This is a genomic window from Bradyrhizobium sp. LB14.3, assembly GCF_040547985.1.
GTDB lineage: Bacteria > Pseudomonadota > Alphaproteobacteria > Rhizobiales > Xanthobacteraceae > Bradyrhizobium.
In genome coordinates this window covers 475856-493174 of sequence record NZ_JBEPQT010000001.1, presented here as the reverse complement: position 1 = coordinate 493174, position 17319 = coordinate 475856, and the positions used below count along the sequence as shown (strand labels likewise).

17 protein-coding genes are annotated in these 17319 nt (G+C 64.6%); 13 read left to right on the top strand and 4 right to left on the bottom strand.

The genetic code is table 11. The features are described 5' to 3' along the window. Positions 1–26 precede the first annotated feature (26 nt). Entirely contained in the window at positions 27–836 is an 810-nt protein-coding gene (locus tag ABIB00_RS02300; protein ID WP_354103229.1) for an SDR family oxidoreductase, read from the bottom strand. A gap of 184 nt (positions 837–1020) precedes the next feature. Then, complete coding sequence (locus ABIB00_RS02295) at positions 1021–2079, bottom strand: polysaccharide deacetylase family protein (RefSeq protein WP_354103228.1); 1059 nt, start codon at positions 2077–2079, stop codon at positions 1021–1023. 164 nt (positions 2080–2243) lie between these two features. Here ABIB00_RS02295 and ABIB00_RS02290 point away from each other — a divergent pair, with 164 nt between their 5' ends. The 10 genes from ABIB00_RS02290 (at position 2244) to phoB (ending at position 12203) form a co-directional block, all read left to right on the top strand. After that, complete coding sequence (locus ABIB00_RS02290; protein ID WP_354103227.1) at positions 2244–3638, top strand: OmpA family protein; 1395 nt, start codon at positions 2244–2246, stop codon at positions 3636–3638. 2 nt (positions 3639–3640) lie between these two features. Continuing rightward, the gene (locus ABIB00_RS02285; RefSeq protein WP_247338718.1) at positions 3641–3943 is read left to right on the top strand and encodes a hypothetical protein; all 303 of its coding nucleotides are present in this window, start codon (positions 3641–3643) and stop codon (positions 3941–3943) included. 451 nt (positions 3944–4394) lie between these two features. Beyond that, positions 4395–5450 carry a putative bifunctional lysylphosphatidylglycerol flippase/synthetase gene (locus ABIB00_RS02280; protein ID WP_247338717.1) on the top strand — a complete coding sequence of 352 codons (1056 nt, stop codon included), beginning with the start codon at positions 4395–4397 and terminating at the stop codon, positions 5448–5450. A 32-nt stretch (positions 5451–5482) separates the two neighbouring features. Beyond that, positions 5483–6781: an ATP-binding protein gene (locus tag ABIB00_RS02275; protein ID WP_247443554.1), complete on the top strand. Its 1299-nt coding sequence runs from the start codon at positions 5483–5485 to the stop codon at positions 6779–6781. Positions 6782–6925: 144 nt separating this feature from the next. Continuing rightward, positions 6926–7939: a phosphate ABC transporter substrate-binding protein PstS gene (gene pstS, locus ABIB00_RS02270; protein ID WP_354103226.1), complete on the top strand. Its 1014-nt coding sequence runs from the start codon at positions 6926–6928 to the stop codon at positions 7937–7939. Between the two features lie 152 nt (positions 7940–8091). Continuing rightward, positions 8092–9081 (top strand): phosphate ABC transporter permease subunit PstC, encoded by a 990-nt coding sequence (gene pstC / locus ABIB00_RS02265; protein WP_354103406.1) that lies wholly within the window; start codon positions 8092–8094, stop codon positions 9079–9081. Positions 9082–9085: 4 nt separating this feature from the next. Further along, positions 9086–9931, top strand: coding sequence for a phosphate ABC transporter permease PstA (gene pstA, locus ABIB00_RS02260; RefSeq protein WP_247338711.1), 846 nt, complete (start codon positions 9086–9088; stop codon positions 9929–9931). After that, entirely contained in the window at positions 9928–10749 is an 822-nt protein-coding gene (pstB, locus tag ABIB00_RS02255) for a phosphate ABC transporter ATP-binding protein PstB (protein ID WP_354103225.1), read from the top strand. Before pstA ends, pstB begins: the two co-directional genes overlap by 4 nt. 11 nt (positions 10750–10760) lie before the next feature. Further along, positions 10761–11477 carry a phosphate signaling complex protein PhoU gene (gene phoU, locus ABIB00_RS02250; protein WP_247443549.1) on the top strand — a complete coding sequence of 239 codons (717 nt, stop codon included), beginning with the start codon at positions 10761–10763 and terminating at the stop codon, positions 11475–11477. 15 nt (positions 11478–11492) lie between these two features. After that, positions 11493–12203, top strand: coding sequence for a phosphate regulon transcriptional regulator PhoB (gene phoB, locus ABIB00_RS02245; RefSeq protein WP_247443548.1), 711 nt, complete (start codon positions 11493–11495; stop codon positions 12201–12203). 129 nt (positions 12204–12332) lie between these two features. Here the strand turns inward: phoB and ABIB00_RS02240 are convergent, their stop codons facing one another. Then, positions 12333–12845, bottom strand: a complete 513-nt coding sequence (locus tag ABIB00_RS02240; RefSeq protein ID WP_247443547.1) for a GcrA family cell cycle regulator — start codon at positions 12843–12845, stop codon at positions 12333–12335. Positions 12846–13299: 454 nt separating this feature from the next. On the opposite strand from ABIB00_RS02240, the gene ABIB00_RS02235 reads away from it, so the two are divergent. From ABIB00_RS02235 to ABIB00_RS02225, 3 genes are all read left to right on the top strand, one after another. Continuing rightward, a complete protein-coding gene (locus ABIB00_RS02235) occupies positions 13300–14502 on the top strand; it encodes an aspartate aminotransferase family protein (RefSeq protein ID WP_354103224.1) in 1203 nt (400 codons plus the stop codon). Further along, positions 14502–15437, top strand: a complete 936-nt coding sequence (gene argF / locus ABIB00_RS02230; RefSeq protein ID WP_247338700.1) for an ornithine carbamoyltransferase — start codon at positions 14502–14504, stop codon at positions 15435–15437. The genes ABIB00_RS02235 and argF overlap by 1 nt, the downstream gene beginning before the upstream one ends. Before the next feature lie 158 nt (positions 15438–15595). Further along, positions 15596–16603, top strand: coding sequence for an Hsp33 family molecular chaperone (locus ABIB00_RS02225; RefSeq protein ID WP_354103223.1), 1008 nt, complete (start codon positions 15596–15598; stop codon positions 16601–16603). Between the two features lie 132 nt (positions 16604–16735). On the opposite strand, the gene apaG is transcribed toward ABIB00_RS02225, so the two are convergent. Continuing rightward, on the bottom strand, positions 16736–17140 hold the full coding sequence (gene apaG, locus ABIB00_RS02220) for a Co2+/Mg2+ efflux facilitator ApaG/CorD (RefSeq protein ID WP_247338696.1): 405 nt from the start codon (positions 17138–17140) through the stop codon (positions 16736–16738). Between the last annotated feature and the right edge of the window lie 179 nt (positions 17141–17319).

The following is a 17319-nucleotide window of genomic DNA, read 5'->3' as shown; positions in this document are numbered from 1 at the left end:
AGGGGATGCCGCCCTCGCGGCAACCCTCAGCTATCCCACCCGCTCCCCTTGATCCCCGGGTTTGCGTAAACAATTCCACCATCCACCGCGATGGTTGCGCCCACCACATAGTCGCCCGCGCGCGAGGCGAGATAGATCGCGGCACCCGCCATGTCCTCGTCGGTGCCGATGCGCCCCGCGGGCACGCGGGTCGAGACCTCGTCGCTGTGGTCGCGCGCGGCGCGGTTCATGTCGGATTTGAACGGGCCCGGCGCGATCGCGGTGACCACGACATGGTCGGAGATCAGCTTCACGGCCATGCGCCGCGTCAAATGGATCAGCCCGGCCTTGCTCGCCGCGTAGGAATAGGTCTCGCCCGGATTAACGAAAATGCCGTCGATCGAGGCGATGTTGATCACCTTTGCTGGCCGCTCTGCCGAGGCCGCCGCGCGCAGCATCGGCGCCAGCGCCTTGGTCAGGAAGAACGGCGCCTTGAGGTTGAGGTTCATCACCTTGTCCCAGCCGCTCTCGGGAAACTCGTCGAACTCCGCGCCCCAGGCGGCGCCCGCATTGTTGACGAGGATGTCGAGTTTTGGCTCGCGCTTCCCAAATTCACTCGCGAGCAGCTCGGCGCCAGCGAGCGTCGAGATGTCGATCGGCAGCGCGATGCACTCGCCGCCATACTGCGCGGTGAGCTCGTTCGCGGTCGCTTCGCAAGGCCCGGCCTTGCGCGCGGTGATGTAGACCTTCGCCGCACCGGCGCTGAGAAATCCCGCCGCGATCATCTTGCCGATGCCGCGCGAGCCGCCGGTCACCAGCGCGACGCGGCCTTTGAGCGAGAACAGATCGTTGAACATGATGCCTCCCTTGGTTTGCGCTGGTTGTGAGCGGGGTGGGGAGGGGAGTCAACTCAGCTCGTCGTCAGCTCCGCCCTCATCCTGAGGAGCGCGCCAGCGCGTCTCGAAGGATGCGGGCGGCCCATCCTTCGAGACGCGCTCCTTCGGAGCGCTCCTCAGGATGAGGTCTGAGTGTGCGGTTGGATCAAGCCGCCGCGATCCTTCGAAAGCCATTCCACATCGCGGTCGCGGCGCCTGAGGTCAGCACCGGCAAAATTCGCGTGTCCTGGTAATTGCCGTTGAGCGAGACGCGTGGCAGCGCGGTCATGTGGCCGGCGTTCTCGGCGAACAGCATACCGGGCCGCGTCGTCACCGCGGTCTTGAAACCGGCGGTCGCCGCAAGGGCGAATTCACGCTCGCCTGCGGCTTGGCGGTCGCCATAGGGATAGGCAAGATGCTGGACATTGCGGCCGAGCGCCTGCTCGATCCGCGCGCGGCTCACGGCTATCTCTTGCGTGGCGATCTCTTCGCTTTGCTTGGCGAGATTGCAATGGCTGATGGTGTGGGCACCGATCGTGACCAGGGGGTCGGCGGCAAATCGCTTCACCTCGTTCCAGGACAGGCAGAGGCCGCGGCACAACGCGGTCATATCGACGCCGTACCTGGTGCAGAGCGCTTCGATCTCGCGCTTGAGATCGTGCTCGCCCGGCAATGCGCGGAGCCAGTCGTGCACGCGGTCGAACGCCGCCTGCTTGGCGGCCGGCGTCGTCGCATCGAGCCGCAGCGCGGCATTGCCGATTTTGACCTCGATCTGCTCGGTCTTGGCGATCACGGCTTCCAGCGCCTCCCACCACAGCCGCCCCGTGCCCTCGGCGAAATCGCTGGCGACATAGACCGCCAGAGGCGCGTCAAATTCGCGCAGAACCGGCAGCGCATAGTCGAGATTGTCGCGATAGCCGTCGTCGAGCGTGAAGGCGGCGAAGCGGCGGTCGAACCGGCCCCGCACCAGCCGCTCATGCAGCTCGTCCATGCTGACGATGTCGATCTCGTGCGAGCGCAAATGGCTGAGCGTGGCGCGCAGGAATTCGGGGGTGACTTCGAGATGCCGGTTCGGCTGGAAGGCGGCGTCGCGGCCCGGCCGCACGTGGTGCAGCATGAAAATAGCGCCGACGCCCGATAAAAGCGGGCGCAACAGATGGTGCGCCCCGCTGAAATAGAGTGCTCCCAGCCCGGCGCGGATGACGTTGTTTCGGAGTTGTTTCATGACCGGCGGGCGGACTCTGGCATTCCGGATTCAACTTACGGAAGAACCCTTGAAGAAAAAGTTATTCCAATTGTCCATGCAGGGCCTTTGGAAGGGCGTCATTTCCGGTTTGACAGCCTGCCAAGGGTTTGTTTTGTCTCCGGTTCCAGAGTTCGGGTCGTCGAATGCAGAAGCTTTTCAGGTGGGCCAGCAAATGGTGGCCGGGGTTAATCCCGCTGGCCGTCATGTGGGGATTTGCGGCCTGGAATAATACCTTGCCGGTCGAGGCGGACCTTTCCGCCCGGAGTTCGGCCGCCCTCAAGGACACCGTTCTGGACAAGACCCGGATCGCGGTGGACGGCCGCGACGTCAGCCTGGCCGCGGACGCGTTTTCCGAGGAGGGGCGGCGCGACGCCGTGGTGGCGGTCGAGACAGTCCCCGGCGTGCGCCTGGTCGACGACCGGACCCGCCTCGTTCCCGAGGCCAAACCCTTCGTCTGGAACGCCGAACGCGACGTGGTGCGGGTGACGCTGTCAGGCTCCGCGCCCTTGCCGTCGATCAAGGGCCGTCTGACCGAGGCGGCCCGCAAGGAGCTCGGCGGCGTCGAGGTGGCCGATCAAATGGGGCTGGCGCGCGGCGCGCCGCCGCGGTTCGAGGCGGCTGCGACGCTGCTGCTCGACCAGATCGGCAAGCTCAAGGACGGCAAGATCACGATAACGGACACCAAGGTCAATCTGTCGGGCATGGCGCGCGACCTCGGCGGCCGCGAAGCGGTCGCAGCCGCGCTCAAGAACCTGCCCGAGGGCTTCTCGATTGCTGCCAACGACGTCAAGGCGCCGCCCTACGTCTTCCAGGCCTACAAGGATCCGGTGGCCGCGACGGTGACGCTGACCGGTTATGTTCCCGACAACAATGTCCACACGGCAATCGTCACCAGCGCGTCGCGGAAATTCTTCAACGAAAAGGTCGTCGACAATCTCAAGGCCAGCCTCGGCGCGCCCGGCGCCTTCAACTCCGCCGTGGTCGCAGCGCTCGGCGCGCTGTCGCGACTGTCGACCGGCACGCTTGTCGTATCCGACCGCGAGGTAAAGCTGTCGGGCGATGCGCTCTATGAAGGGGCCGCCAACGACATCCGGGCAGGCCTCGGCAAGGATTTCCCGAAAAACTGGCAGTACAAGCCGGAAATCACGGTGAAACCTGCGGCCGGCCCGGTCGACGGCACCGTGTGCCAGCAATTGTTCTCGGAGCTGCTGGCCAAGGCCAAGATCCGCTTCGGGGCGAAGCGCGCCGACATCGATCCGGATTCCGCCGGCATTCTCGATCATCTGATCGAGACGGCGCTGCGATGCCCCACCACCAATATCGAGGTCGCCGGGCATACCGATGCCGACGGTGAGGACGCCTTCAACCAGGCTCTCTCGCAGAAGCGCGCGCAGGCGGTGATCGATTATCTGGTCAAGGCCGGGCTGCCCGCCAGCCGCTTCACCGCGGTCGGCTATGGCAGCACGCAGCCCGTCGCCGGTAACGCCACCGAAGACGCCAAGGCGCAGAACCGCCGCATCGAATTTCTGGTGAGGTAACGATGCCCTATCTCGTCTCGTTTCATCTCGGCTGGTTGATCGGCTCGCTACTGCTCGGCTTTTGCATGGGCTGGATCTCGGTGGTCCAGCGCGGCAACGGCACCTCGAAAGTGACCGCGCGCTGGCTCGCCGTGCTTGCGGCCGCCCTGGTCGCCGTCTCGTTCGCGCATGTGGTCCCCGGCCGTTTCGGCTACTGGCTCGACCTCGCCCTGATCATGTTCGCCTGCTACCTTGTCGGCTGCACCATCGGCGCCTGGCTGCGCGACCGCGTGGTCTCGCGCACCGCGCCGCCGGCCGCTCTGTGATGTTGCCGTGCCCCCTTGACCACGGGAGTCAGGGTCGGGCTGCGCGGCCGTTCGGCACATCGGAAAACCGCGATCAAGCGCTCAAGTCACCCCTCTTTCAAGAGGTGGGTGCGGCCCATAGATTGACGTCGGCTTAAGCCGTGACGGAACATTGTGCGGTCGAAATCATCAAAACTTCATGGCGACTGCGCAGGATCGCCATGGAGATTCGCGTCAGTCTTACCGCCGAAAGCGCCAAACCGTGCACCAGGAGCCCGTAACCCTGCCTAAAATACTGAAAGCACGAGTTTTTGTTCGAATTGCCGAATTCCACTCCGCCCGAAAACGCGCTAGGGGAGAGGAAGGGGGCCTGCGCGATGCCGGAGCCGGCGGCGAAGATTCGTTGAGCGCCTGCGTGTCGTCCGCCTGTTCGCCGGCCTCCCTGGCCGCTGAAGCGTTGTTCGAGGTTTAGATGCTGGAAGCCATACGCAGAGCGATGTCGTTTCTGCGCCAGAAGCAAATCCTGCATAAGCTTGGAGTTGTGATCAGCGTCGCGGTCATCGGCATCGCTTGCTACGTGCTCTACCACATGCTGCGCGGCATCGATGTCAACGAGGTCCTTGAAGCGATCAAGAGCACCGAGCCGAGCCAGATTGCGATGGCGGGGCTGTTCGTCGCTGCGGGCTATTTCACCCTGACTTTCTACGATTTGTTCGCCGTGCGCGCGATCGGCCACGCCCACGTGCCCTATCGCATCAACGCGCTCGCCGCCTTCACCAGCTATTCGATCGGCCACAATGTCGGCGCCAGCGTCTTCACCGGCGGCGCGGTGCGCTACCGTATCTATTCGGCCTACGGCCTGAACGCGATCGACGTCGCAAAAATCTGTTTCCTCGCCGGCCTGACTTTCTGGCTTGGCAATGCCGCCGTGCTGGGCCTCGGCATCTCCTATCATCCGGAGGCCGCCGCGGCGATCGACCAGCTGCCGCCCTGGCTGAACCGGACGCTGGCGATGATGATCATCGTCGGGCTGGTCGCCTATGTGGTCTGGGTCTGGACCCAGCCGCGGATGGTCGGTCGCGGACCCTGGACCGTGATGCTGCCGGGCGGCCCGCTGACGCTGCTCCAGATCACGATCGGCATCATCGATCTCGGCTTCTGCGCGCTCGCGATGTACGTGCTGGTTCCGGACGAGCCCAATCTCGGCTTCGTGGTGGTCGCGGTGATCTTCGTCTCGGCCACCTTGCTCGGCTTTGCCAGCCATTCGCCCGGGGGCCTTGGCGTGTTCGACGCCGCCATGCTGGTCGGCCTCTGGCAGATGGACCGCGAGGAACTGCTGGGCGGCATGCTGCTGTTCCGCGTGCTCTATTATCTGTCCCCCTTCGTCATATCTGTAGTCTTGCTGACGTTTCGCGAGGTTATCATCGGCGCACGATCGAAACGCTTGCAGCAGGCCGCGCTCAAGCTCGACCCCGGCCCCGCGCCTGAAGCCGCTTATGTGAGAAAGCGCAGCGACAGCGGCGCCTGACCGGCGCAAGCCCCTTGGAGAAGCCCGCCCCGATGGCGATCGACGCCCCATCGTCTCCCACCGCCCGGCCCTGGTCCGACCGGCTGCGGCACTCGACCATCATCCTGATCGCCGCGGCGCTGGCGCTGTCGGTGGTGGTCTCGCTCGGCGAATTGTCGGTGATGCGGGCGGCGACAGTGTTCCTCTGCATCGCGGCCGCAGCGCTGATCCCGTGGCGCCTGCACGATACTGCCGCCTCGCGCGAAGACACCCGCCGCGTCAACCCCGTCGAGAGCGCGGCGGTGGCCGCGGTCGTTGCCGGCATGCCCGATCCTGCGGTGCTGCTCGACCGCGCCGGCCGCGTCATCCATCTCAACGCTGCAGCCGCCCAGCTCGCGCCGGCGCTGCGCCGGAACGAGCTGGCCCAGTTCGCACTGCGCTCGCCGGAGATCATCACCGCTCTGCGCGAGTCGATCGCGACTACCGAGCCGCGGCGCGCGACCTATCTCGACCATGTCCCGGTCGATCGCTGGATGGAGCTGACCATCACGCCGGTGCCGGTGCCGACCACCTTCGGCGGCGCCGACAAATGCATGCTGATGACCTTCCACGACCAGACGCCGCTGCGCAGGGTCGAGGAAATGCGCGCCGATTTCGTTGCCAATGCCAGCCACGAGTTGCGCACGCCGCTGGCCGCACTGTCCGGCTTCATCGACACGCTCCAGGGCCAGGCCAAGGACGATCCCAAGGCGCGCGAGCGCTTCCTCGGCATCATGCACAACCAAGCCACCCGTATGGCACGCCTGATCGACGATCTGCTGTCGCTGTCGCGGGTGGAACTGTCGGCCCATGTGCGGCCCGACACCTTGGTCGACCTGCTGCCGATCATCTTCCAGGTCGCCGACGGGCTCGAACCGCTGGCGCGGGAACGCCGGGTCGAGGTCGAGACCCATCTGCCGGAGACGCCGGTGATGATCGCGGGCGACCGCGAGGAGCTGCTCCGCCTGTTCGAGAATTTGATCGAGAACGCGCTCAAATACGGCGCCTCCGGTGGTCGTGTCGTCGTGTCGCTGACGTCCAGTCCTGCCATTGATGGAACTCAGGAAATCCGGGTTCTGGTCCGGGATTTCGGCCCCGGCATCGCGCCGGAGCATTTGCCGCGGCTGACCGAGCGCTTCTACCGGGTCGATATCGGTGACAGCCGCTCGCAGGGCGGCACCGGCCTCGGATTATCGCTGGTGAAACATATTCTTAACCGCCATCGCGGCCGGCTTTTGATCGAAAGCGTGCCCAAACAGGGCGCCACTTTTACCGCCTGTTTTCCCCAGGTGAAGGCCTTGATCCAGAGCTGAAATACAAGCGATTCCAATTGCTTGTCTCCGTCATCCAGCTGTCACGAAAGCTTCGTAAAAGCTCAGCTGTCCGCTCCTAAAGGAGCGGCACGGGGAGCGCGATCGGGCGCGGATGGCGCTTCGCTCCCCTGCATGGAGACCAACATGAATTTCCTCAAAACGATCGTCGCTGCTGGCTTGGTCGCCGCATCGACGACGGCGGCCTTTGCCGCCGATATCACCGGTGCCGGTGCGACATTCCCGTTCCCGATCTATTCGAAATGGGCTGACACCTACAAGAAGGAGACCGGCAACGGCCTGAACTACCAGTCGATCGGTTCCGGCGGCGGCATCAAGCAGATCCAGGCCAAGACCGTGACCTTCGGCGCCAGCGACGCACCACTCAAGGCCGAGCAGCTCGAAAAGGACGGCCTCGTCCAGTGGCCGATGGTGATGGGTGCCATCGTTCCCGTCGTCAACATCGAGGGCGTGAAGCCCGGTGAGATGGTGTTCGACGGCGAGACCCTCGCCAGCATCTATCTCGGCAAGATCACCAAGTGGGACGACGCCGCGATCAAGAAGCTCAATCCGAACCTGAAGCTGCCGTCGGAGGCGATCACCGTGGTCCGCCGTTCGGACGGTTCGGGCACCACCTTCAACTTCACCAACTACCTCGCCAAGGCCAGCGCTGACTGGAAGAGCAAGGTCGGTGAAGGTACCGCCGTCGAGTGGCCGGTCGGCGTCGGCGCCAAGGGCAACGAAGGCGTGTCGGGCAACATCAGCCAGACCAAGAACTCGATCGGTTACGTCGAGTACGCCTATGCCAAGCAGAACAAGCTGACCTACACCGGTCTCGTCAACAAGGCCGGCAAGCCGGTGCAGCCGACCGTCGAAGCCTTCCAAGCGGCCGCCTCCAACGCCGACTGGGCCAAGGCTCCCGGCTACTACGTCATCCTGACCGACCAGCCCGGCGAGAAGTCCTGGCCGATCACGGCGGCGACCTTCATCCTCATGCACAAGGACGCCACCGACAAGGCGGCCTCGCAGGAAGCCATCAAGTTCTTCCGCTGGGCCTTCAAGAACGGGGGCAAGGCGGCTGAAGAGCTCGACTACATCCCGATGCCCGAGGGCGTCGTGACCCTGGTCGAGAAGACCTGGGCTGCCGAGATCAAGAGCTAAGCTCGCGATGATCGTGTCCCGGACGCCCTGCAGCGTGAAACGCTGCCGCGCAGAGCCGGGACCCACAACTGTGCCCCGGATCAGCATCGCATCCGGGGCACGGACCAACAAAAAACGTATACTATTTGGTACAGGGGATCGGCGTGGCAGAGATGGCCGTTCAGAGCGATATAATCGACGACGCCGGACCGTATGATCGCGCCAAGGCCTTGAGCGCGTTCAAAGTCGGGGACGTCACCTTCTACTGGATCACGCGGCTCTCCGCGATCTCGGTGCTTCTGATCCTCGGCGGCATCATCCTGTCGCTGATCGTCGGCGCCTTTCCGGCGATGAAGGAATACGGTCTCTCCTTCCTGTGGACGCAGCGCTGGGCGCCGTCCGCCGATCCGCCGGTGCTCGGCGCGCTCGGGCCGATGTACGGCACGCTCGTCACCTCCTTCATCGCGATGCTGATCGCCATCCCGGTCGGTCTCGGCATTGCGATCTTCCTCACCGAGCTCTGCCCGCAATGGCTGCGCCGCCCGATCGGCATGGCGATCGAGCTGCTCGCCGGCATCCCCTCGATCATCTACGGCATGTGGGGCTTCTTCGTGTTGGGTCCGTTCCTCGCCAACACGTTCCAGCCCTTCATGATCAAGATCTTCGACGGCGTGCCGGTGCTGGGCGGGATCTTCGCAGGTCCCCCGTCCTATCTCAGCCTATTCAATGCCGCGCTGATCCTCGCCATCATGGTGCTGCCCTTCATCACCTCGATCTCGGTCGACGTGTTCAAGACGGTGCCTCCGGTCCTGAAGGAAGCCGCCTACGGCGTCGGCTGCACCACCTGGGAAGTCGTCCGCAGCGTGGTGATCCCCTACACCCGCGTCGGCGTCATCGGCGGCGTCATGCTGGCGCTGGGCCGCGCGCTTGGCGAGACCATGGCGGTGACCTTCATCATCGGCAACTCGTTCCGCATCTCGACGTCGATCTTTTCGCCGGGCACCACGATCTCGGCGGCGATCGCATCCGAGTTCGCCGAGAGCGACGGCCTGCACCAGTCCGGCCTGATCCTGCTCGGCCTGCTGCTGTTCGTGCTGACGTTCTTCGTGCTCGCGGGCGCGCGGCTGATGCTGATGCGTTTGGAAAAGAAGGCGGGAAACTAACGCCATGAACCCGATCTATTCACGTCGCCGCCGCAAGGACTTCGTCATCCGCGGGCTCTGCATCGCCGCGACCGCATTCGGCGTCACCTGGCTTGCGCTGATCCTGATCACGCTGCTCTACAACGGCCTGGCTGGCCTCAATGTCCAGCTGTTCACCGAGAACACGCCGCCACCCGGATCGAACGAGGGCGGCCTGCTCAACGCAATCGTCGGCTCGCTGATCATGACCGTGATCGGCGTCGGCATCGGCGCGCCGCTCGGCATGTTCGCCGGCACCTATCTCGCCGAATACGGCCGCAACGACCGGCTGACCTCGGTGATCCGCTTCATCAACGACATCCTGCTGTCGGCGCCCTCGATCATCATCGGCCTGTTCATCTACGGCGCGGTGGTGGTGCCGATGCGCGGCTTCTCGGCGATCGCCGGCAGTCTCGCGCTCGCGGTCATCGTCATCCCGGTGGTGCTGCGCACGACGGAGGACATGCTGCTGCTGGTGCCGAACGCGCTGCGCGAGGCGGCCTCGGCGCTTGGCCTGCCGCGCTCGCTGGTGATCAAGCGCATCGCTTATCGTGCTGCCCGATCGGGTCTCATCACCGGCGTGCTGCTTGCGACTGCCCGCGTCGCCGGCGAGACCGCGCCGCTGCTGTTCACCGCGCTGTCGAACCAGTTCTTCAGCCTCGGCCTGAACAAGACGATGGCGAACCTGCCGGTCACCATCAACAACTTCGTGCAGAGCCCCTACGCCTATTGGAAGCAGCTGGCCTGGAGCGGCGCGCTGCTCATCACCCTGACCGTTCTTGCCCTGAATATTGGCGCGCGCATCCTTGGCGCCGAGAGGACCGCAAAATGAGTGATCTTTCCGTGTCGATGAGCGCGGCCGGCGGACTGTCCCACGCGCCGGTGCTGCCCGAGGCGCCCCCCAAGGTGACCGTTCGCAACCTGAACTTCTATTACGGCGAGCACCACGCGCTGAAGAACATCAACCTGACGCTCGGCGCCAACCGCGTCACGGCGTTCATCGGCCCGTCGGGCTGCGGCAAGTCGACCCTGCTGCGCATCTTCAACCGGATGTACGACCTCTATCCGGGCCAGCGCGCCACCGGTCAGCTGATGCTCGACCAGACCAACATCCTCGACCCCAGGCTGGACCTCAATTTGCTGCGCGCCCGCGTCGGCATGGTGTTCCAGAAGCCGACGCCGTTCCCGATGACGATCTACGAAAACATCGCGTTCGGCATCCGTCTCTACGAGAAGATATCAAAGTCCGAGATGGACGGCCGGGTCGAGAAGGCGCTGCGCGGCGGCGCGCTGTGGAACGAGGTCAAGGACAAGCTCAACGCCTCCGGCCTGTCGCTCTCCGGCGGCCAGCAGCAGCGCCTCTGCATCGCCCGCACCGTCGCGGTGCGGCCCGAAGTGATCCTGTTCGACGAGCCCTGCTCGGCGCTCGACCCGATCTCGACCGCCAAGGTCGAGGAGCTGATCCAGGAGCTCGCCGAGGATTACACGATCGCGATCGTCACCCACAACATGCAGCAGGCGGCGCGCGTCTCCGACAAGACCGCCTTCATGTATCTCGGCGAGCTGATCGAGTTCGACGACACCAACAAGATCTTCACGTCGCCGACCGACCGGCGCACGCAGGATTACATCACCGGCCGGTTCGGCTGAGGAGACGCGACATGGGTTCTGAACATACCGCAAAGGCCTTCGATACCGACCTCCAGGAACTCACCCGGCTGGTTGCCGAGATGGGCGGCATCGCCGAGCGCATGATCGTCGATTCCGTCGACGCGCTGATCCGCCGTGACGTTCCGCTCGGCCAGCGCGTCGTCACCATCGACACCGAGCTCGACGCGCTGCAGAAGCGCATCGAGGAGCGCGCCGTGCTCACTATCGCCCGCCGTCAGCCGATGGCGGTCGATCTGCGCGAGATCGTCGGCGCCATGCGCGTCGCGACCGATCTCGAGCGCATCGGCGACCTCGCCAAGAACATGGGCAAGCGTGTCGCGGCGCTGGAGACGGATTTCCATCCGCTCAAGCTGTTCCGCGGCCTGGAGCACATGACCGACCTCGTGCAGCAGCAGGTCAAGTCGGTGCTGGACGCTTATGCCGCACATGATTTGCCGGCGGCGATGGCGGTGTGGAAGGGCGACGAGGAAGTCGACGCCATCTGCACTTCGCTGTTCCGCGAGCTCCTCACCTACATGATGGAGGATCCGCGCAACATCTCGTTCTGCATCCATTTGATGTTCTGCGCCAAGAACATCGAGCGGATCGGCGATCACGCCACCAACATCGCCGAGACCGTCTTCTACATGATCGAGGGCCAGGCGATCACCGACAAGCGGCCGAAGGGCGATATGACGACCTTCGCCACCTCGATACCGAACACCTAGGGAGCAACGACCCAGATGGGCGCACGCATTATGGTGGTTGAGGACGAGGAAGCCCTGACCGAGCTTCTCCGCTACAACCTCGAAGGCGACGGCTATGACGTCGAGACGGTCATGCGCGGCGACGACGCCGACACCCGTCTCAAGGAGCACATTCCCGATTTGATCGTGCTCGACTGGATGCTGCCGGGCCTGTCAGGCATCGAATTGTGCCGGCGGCTTCGCACCCGTCCCGAGACCAAGCAGCTCCCGATCATCATGCTCACCGCGCGCGGCGAGGAAAGCGAGCGGGTGCGGGGTCTTGCGACCGGCGCCGACGATTACATCGTCAAGCCGTTCTCGGTGCCGGAGCTCCTGGCGCGCGTGAAGGGCCTGCTGCGGCGCGCAAGCCCCGAGCGGCTCGCCACCGTGCTCGCCTTTGGCGACATCGAGCTCGACCGCGACAAGCGCCGCGTGGCGCGCTCGGGCCGGCCGATCGATCTCGGCCCGACCGAATATCGCCTGCTGGAGTTCTTCCTGGAGCATCCGGGGCGGGTGTTCTCGCGCGAGCAACTGCTCGACAGCGTCTGGGGCCGCGACATCTACATCGACGAGCGTACCGTCGACGTGCATATCGGCCGCCTGCGCAAGCTGCTCAATCTCGGCCGCGAGCAGGACCCGATCCGCACCGTCCGCGGCGCCGGCTACGCGCTGGATGATCGTTTTGCCAAGGCGGAGCAGCAGGCGTAACTCGCTTCAAGCTCCGCCGTCGTTCCGGATCGACACGCGCTTTTGGCACGCTTGTCCGGGACGACATCAAGTGGGCCGAGGCGTCATCGTGTGACGGCGCCGCCCTTGCAGTCAGCTAAATCCGCTAGCTCAGCGCGGGCTCGGCTTCACCGGTGCGCGGCGCCGATCCGACGCCGGCTGATACGCGACGCGCGAGTGTTGTGCGCAATAGGGCAGGCCGGACAGCGCCTTGCCGCCGCAGAAGAAGAAGTCCGGGGTCGAGGGATCGCCGACCGGCCAGTGGCAGGTCGCCTCGTTCAGCTCGAGCAGCGTCAGCCGCTGGCTCATCGGCACCACGTTGTCGTAGGTGACCGGTTCGGCCTCCACTTCGACCTCGAAGGCCTGTGCCAGCGCGGTGTTGCCGCGCGAGATCGGGCGGGTCACCCGCATCATATGCTGCGCGGGGCGCGCCTTGCGCGGCCGGGGCGCTGCCGATGAAGGGCTCTTGGCGCGACCCGACAGGCCGAGCCTGTGCACTTTGCCGATCACGGCATTGCGGGTCACATTACCGAGCTCAGCCGCGATCTGGCTGGCCGAAAGTCCGGCCTCCCAGAGCTTTTTAAGCTGCTCGACGCGATCATCGGACCAGGTCAAAACTGTCATTGCACCCTTTCCCTCGCTGCCGGCCTGCCATCCTGGCGCCTCGCAGCGAATGCCTAAGCCTTTAAAAACCCGTGCCGCCAGAATCCCTTAAGGCTCGCCGGGCGTGACTAGAACGCCCGAACGTTTACGCCGGTACATAAGGACTTAGAGATCAGAACCACTGCACGAGATGTCGTATCTGACAATCCAAACGCTACAATATGGCGTGACTCCCGCGCAAGAGTCCGCCGACTCGCTTCCACATGTTCCGTGGTGAAATCCGCGAAATCAGCACCGCAAGACTACGGATTCAGCGTTTCGCGAGGCTTTCCGGGCGGCATTGACACCCGTCTTCCCAAGCATAAGATAGTGAAACGTGCCGCCCCGAAAAGGCGGCACGTTTCGTTTTCCGGGCCGGTCAATGGTGCGTTGCGCAATGCACGCGTCACACCGTCCGCAACATCCAAGTGACATCATGACCAACAGCGCAGCGCCGCATTTGCTCCCCGTTTTCGCCAGAACCGACCTCGGTTTCGAGCGCGGCGAAGGCTGCTGGCTGATTGCGACCAATGGCGAGCGCTATCTCGATTTCACCTCGGGTGTCGCGGTGAACGCGCTCGGCCATGCCCATCCCGCGCTGGTCAAAGCGTTGCAGGAGCAGGCCACGAAGCTCTGGCACATGTCGAACCTGTTCCAGAGCCCGGATGGCGAGAAGCTCGCCAACCGCCTCTGCCATGAGAGTTTTGCGGACTTCGTGTTCTTCTGCAATTCCGGCGCCGAGGCGCTGGAGGGCGTGATCAAGCTGGTCCGCCATCATCACTTCTCCCAAGGGCATCCGGAACGTTACCGCATCATCACCTTCGAAGGCGCGTTCCACGGCCGCACGCTGGCGACGCTGGCCGCGACGGGATCTGCAAAATATCTGGAAGGTTTTGGTCCGCCGATGGATGGCTTCGACCAAATCCCGCATGGCGATATCGAGGCCGTGAAGAAAGCGATCGGTCCGCAGACCGCCGGCATCCTGATCGAGCCGATCCAGGGCGAGGGCGGCGTGCGCTCGGCAACCCCGGCCTTCCTCAAGGCACTGCGCCAGCTCTGCGACGACAAGGGCTTGCTGCTCGCGTTCGACGAGGTGCAGACCGGCATGGGCCGCACCGGCGATCTGTTCGCACACCGCCGTCTCGGCGTGACGCCCGATGTGATGTCGCTGGCGAAGGCGCTCGGCGGCGGCTTTCCGATCGGCGCGGTGCTGGCGACCGCGGATGCGGCGGCCGGCATGGGGCCCGGCTCGCACGGCTCGACCTTCGGCGGCAATCCGCTCGCGATTTCGGCTGCGAATGCCGTGCTCGACGTCATGCTCAAGCCCGGCTTCTTCGACCACGTGCAGAGGATGTCGCTGCTGCTCAAGCAGAAGCTCGCCTCCGTGATCGACCGTCATAGCGATGTCGTCAGCGAAGTGCGCGGCGAGGGCCTGCTGATCGGCATCAAGGCCGTGGTGCCTTCAGGCGATCTCGTTGTAGCCTTGCGCGACGAAAAGCTGCTCACCGTCGGCGCCGGCGACAATGTCGTACGTTTCCTGCCGCCTTTGATCGTCACCGAAGCCGAGATCGAGGACAGCGTTGGGCGGCTCGAACGCGCCTGCACCGCGTTGTCCGGCAACAAGCGGGCGGCAAGCTGATGAGCAAGTCGCCCAATAAAGCACCGAAGCACTTCCTTGATATCGACGCGCTGCCGCTGTCGGAGCTCAAGAGCATGCTGGCCGCGTCCTCCGCGATGAAGGCGAAGCAGAAGGCGCATCAGCCGGTCAGGCCGCTTGAAGGCAAGACGCTGGCGATGATCTTCGAGCGCCCCTCGACGAGGACGCGGGTGTCGTTCGATGTCGCTATGCGCCAGCTCGGCGGCGAACCCATCATGCTCACCGGCGCGGAGATGCAGCTCGGCCGCGGCGAGACCATCGCCGACACCGCGCGCGTGCTGTCGCGCTATGTCGACGCCATCATGATCCGCATTCTCAATCACGATGCCCTGCTCGAGCTCGCGGCGAACGCCACCGTTCCTGTCATCAACGGCCTGACGCGGCGTTCGCATCCCTGCCAGGTGATGGCTGATCTCATGACCTATGAGGAGCATCGCGGCCCGATCGAGGGCAGGACTGTGGCCTGGACCGGCGACGACAACAACGTGCTCGCCTCCTGGGCGCACGCCGCCGAACGCTTCAAGTTCCAGCTCAACGTCGCGACGCCCCCGGAGCTCGCGCCGAAAAAGGCGATGCGCGATTTCATCAAGGCGACCGGCGCGCCGATCATGCTCGGCAGCGATGCCGAAGCCGCCGTGCGCGGCGCCGATTGTGTCGTCACCGACACCTGGGTGTCGATGGGCGACAAGGAAGGCGAGCATCGCCACAACGTGCTCAAGCCTTATCAGGTCAACGCCCAGCTGATGTCGCTGGCCAAGCCCGATGCGCTGTTCATGCACTGCCTGCCCGCCCATCGCGGCGAGGAGGTCACCGACGAGGTGATCGACGGCCCGCAATCCGTCGTGTTCGACGAGGCCGAAAACCGCCTGCACGCGCAGAAGGGCATTCTGGCCTGGTGCTTCGACGCGGTGAAGTAGGCGCGGGGCGCGGTGAACGCGAAGTCGGTTTGTTTCGCCGTCCTGGCTTTCGCCAGGACGACACCGAACTTGCAGTATCGCGTGTAACCATAACTGCGCCCGGAACACGCGGCCCGCGCCCCCTTACATTTCCGCCCTCCGACCCCAGATAGAGCGCCATGATTTCCCAATCCCCTGACATGAAAACCGGGCCCGAAGGCCCGGTTCGCGCACCATCCGCGGTTCCGGTCGACGACGCCGTGCTGCCCTACGAGGTCGACGCGCTCGACGTGCGCGGTCGCCTGGTGCGGCTTGGTCCGGCGCTCGACGATATCCTGACCAGGCACGATTATCCGGCGCCTGTCGGCAAGCTGCTCGGCGAGGCCATCGTGCTGACCACGCTGCTCGGCTCGGCGCTGAAGTTTGAAGGCCGCTTCATCCTCCAGGCCCAGACCGACGGTCCGGTGTCGTTTTTGGTCGTCGATTACATGGCGCCGGATCGCCTGCGAGCCTACGCACGTTTCGACGCCGCGCGTCTCGGCGATGCCAAAGATTCCGGCGCGCTGCTGGGCCACGGCCATCTCGCCATGACCGTCGACCAGGGGCCCGAGATGAGCCGCTACCAGGGCCTGGTCGCGCTCGACGGCGGCAGCCTGGAAGACGCCGCTCACGAATATTTCCTGCGCTCCGAGCAGATCCCGACGCGCGTGCGTCTCGCCGTCGGCGAGGAGTGGCGTTCGAACGATGGCGGCAAGCATCGCTGGCGCGCCGGCGGCATGCTGATGCAGTTCCTGCCGAAGGCGCCTGAGCGCGCGCGGCAGGCCGATCTGCATCCCGGCGATGCGCCCGAAGGCGTCGAGGTGCATAGCGTCGCTGAAGACGATGCCTGGGTCGAGGCGCGCTCGCTGATCGAAACCGTCGAAGACGTCGAGTTGATCGATCCCGAGCTCTCCGGCGAGCGGCTCTTGTTCCGCCTGTTCCACGAACGCGGCGTGCGCGTGTTCAATCCGCTGGTCCTGAAGGCACAATGCTCCTGCTCGCGCGATGCGGTCGCATCGATGCTGAAGAGCTTTTCGTCCGACGATCGCGCCGCCATGGTCAAGGACGACAAGGTCGTCGTGACCTGCGAGTTCTGCAGTTCGGTGTACGATTTCACGCCGGCCGAGGCGGGCGTGGAAGACGCTTGAGGCATTGGACCGTGTCGCCATCCGGGTCCCGGCTCTGCGCAGCAACGCTCGCGCGTTGCAGCGCGTCCGGGACACGAGAGTCATGACGCCATCGGCGAAGCCGCGCCCCAAAAGGCCGCGCCGCCGCCTACCTCAGTTCAACACCCGCTTGTTGTCCGGGCTGTCCAGCGAGAATGTCGGCACCTCGACCTCGAAGCGTTCGCCGCTGGCGCTGACCATCTGGTAACGGCCGGTCATGAAGCCCGAGGCGGTCGTGAGTGGCACGCCGGAGGTGTATTCGAAGCGTTCGCCGGGGGCGAGCGTCGGCTGCTCGCCGACGACACCCTCGCCCTTCACTTCCTGCTGCCGGCCCGTGGCATCGGTGATGATCCAGTGTCGCGTCTTGAGCTGCACGGTCTCGTCGCCGGAATTGATGATGACAATGGTGTAGGACCAGAAATAGCGGGAGCGGTCGGCCGACGACTGCTCCGGAACAAAGTTCGGCTCGACGGTCACTTCGATCTGGTGGGTCACGGCGCGGTACATGATTGCCATCATACCGAAATCCGCCGGGGAACCAAACGCCGGAGGCGGCCTTGGTGACATCGTCCCGCCAGAATTCGAAAGGAAGTACACATCCAGGTGTATTTGCCAGGTGTATTTGCAAGTGTACTTGCATGTGATCCGGTCGCTTTGCGAGATGACGGCCGGACCGGTACACTCCTTACCAAGTCGCG